The organism is Ralstonia sp. RL (assembly GCF_001683835.1).
GTDB lineage: Bacteria > Pseudomonadota > Gammaproteobacteria > Burkholderiales > Burkholderiaceae > Ralstonia > Ralstonia mannitolilytica.
Genome location: NZ_LWRX01000205.1, coordinates 1 through 2,137 on the forward strand (window position 1 = coordinate 1; position 2,137 = coordinate 2,137).

Below are 2,137 nucleotides of genomic sequence, written 5' to 3' on the forward strand. Positions count from 1 at the left end.
GGTCAGCTCCTCGATGATGAACGAGCCCTGGTTCGGGTTCTCGTTCTTCGCCAGGCCCCATTCGCGGTTGATGATCAACTGGATCGCCAGCGCGCGCCGCACCGACTCGTCGGTCGGCGTGGTGATCGCCTCGTCATAGGCGTTGGTGTGCAGCGAGTTGCAGTTGTCGTAGATGGCGATCAGCGCCTGCAGCGTGGTGCGGATGTCGTTGAAGTCGATTTCCTGCGCGTGCAGCGAGCGCCCGGACGTCTGGATGTGGTACTTGAGCTTCTGGCTGCGCTCGTTGGCGCCGTACTTGTCGCGCATCGCCACCGCCCAGATGCGGCGCGCCACGCGCCCCAGCACCGTGTATTCCGGATCCATGCCGTTACTGAAGAAGAACGACAGGTTGGGCGCGAAATCGTCGATGTGCATGCCGCGCGCCAGGTACGCTTCGACGAAGGTGAAGCCGTTGGCCAGCGTGAACGCCAGCTGCGAGATCGGGTTCGCGCCGGCTTCGGCGATGTGGTAGCCGGAGATCGACACCGAGTAGAAGTTGCGCACCTGGTGTTGGACGAAATACTCCTGGATGTCGCCCATCACCTTCAGGCTGAACTCGGTGGAGAAGATGCAGGTGTTCTGGCCCTGGTCCTCCTTGAGGATGTCGGCCTGCACCGTGCCGCGCACGTTCTGCAGCACCCAGGCGCGGATTTTCCGCGCCTCCTCGGCATCCGGCTCGCGCTTGTGCTCGGCGCGGAACTTGTCCATCTGCTGGTCGATCGCGGTGTTCATGAACATCGCCAGGATGGTCGGCGCCGGGCCGTTGATCGTCATCGACACCGACGTGGCCGGATCGCACAGGTCGAAGCCGTCGTACAGCACCTTCATGTCGTCCAGCGTGGCCACCGACACGCCGGAATTGCCGATCTTGCCGTAGATGTCGGGGCGCAGTGCCGGATCGGCGCCGTACAGGGTGACGGAATCGAAGGCGGTCGACAGGCGCTTGGCGGGCATGCCGGCCGACACCAGCTTGAAGCGGCGGTTGGTGCGGAACGGATCGCCCTCGCCGGCGAACATGCGGGTCGGGTCTTCGTTCTCGCGCTTGAACGGGAACACGCCGGCGGTGTACGGGAAGGAGCCCGGCACGTTTTCCAGCATCAGCCAGCGCAGGATCTCGCCGTGGTCCTCGAACTTCGGCAGCGCGACCTTGCGGATGGTATTGCCGGACAGCGTCTTGTAGGTGAGGCGGGTGCGGATTTCCTTGTCGCGGATCCTGGTCACGAACTCGTCGCCGGCGTACGCGGCCTGCATGTCGGGCCAGCAGGCGAGCAAGGTCTTTGCGCGCGCGTCGAGCTGGTTGTCGCGCTCGGCGATCAGGCCGTCGAAGTCGGCGCTCTTGCCGCAGGCGGCGAGCATGCGTTTCGATTCCTGCAGCTGCTGGCGCTCGCGCGCGAGCCTGACCTGTTTTTCGGTATGCCTGTGGTAGCCGCGCACGGTATCGGCAATCTCCGCCAGATAGCGGCTGCGCGCCGGCGGCACGATCGCGTTCTTGCCGGACGAGTGGCGCACCTGCACCGGCGCGAGTTTGCCCGGCTTCACCTTGAGGCCGAGCTCGGCCAGCTTCGGCAGCAGGCCCTGGTACAGGGCGGTCACGCCGTCGTCGTTGAAGCGCGATGCCTGCGTGCCGTACACCGGCATCTGTTCCGGTTTCATTGAAAACAGTTCCCGGTTGCGCTGAACCTGCTTCGCCACGTCGCGCAGCGCATCCAGCGCGCCCTTGCGGTCGAACTTGTTGATCGCGACGAAATCCGCGAAGTCCAGCATGTCGATCTTTTCCAGCTGCGACGCGGCGCCGAATTCCGGCGTCATCACGTACATCGACAGATCCACGTGCGGCACGATCGCCGCATCGCCCTGGCCGATGCCCGAGGTCTCGACGATCACCAGGTCGAAGCCGGCCACCTTGCAGGCCGCGACCACGTCCGGCAGCGCCTGCGAAATCTCGGAGCCGGCCTCGCGCGTGGCCAGCGAGCGCATGAATACCCGTGCATGGCCGTTCCACGGATTGATCGCGTTCATGCGGATGCGGTCGCCCAAGAGCGCACCGCCCGACTTGCGGCGCGACGGATCGATCGACACCACGGCGATGTTGAGCGCA

Annotated in this window: 1 protein-coding gene; it reads right to left on the reverse strand. The window is 65.0% G+C overall.

The genetic code is table 11. The features are described 5' to 3' along the window. The coding region (locus A6M56_RS19150) for a methylmalonyl-CoA mutase family protein (RefSeq protein WP_286758342.1) at positions 1–2,137 on the reverse strand (2,137 nt) is incomplete at both ends.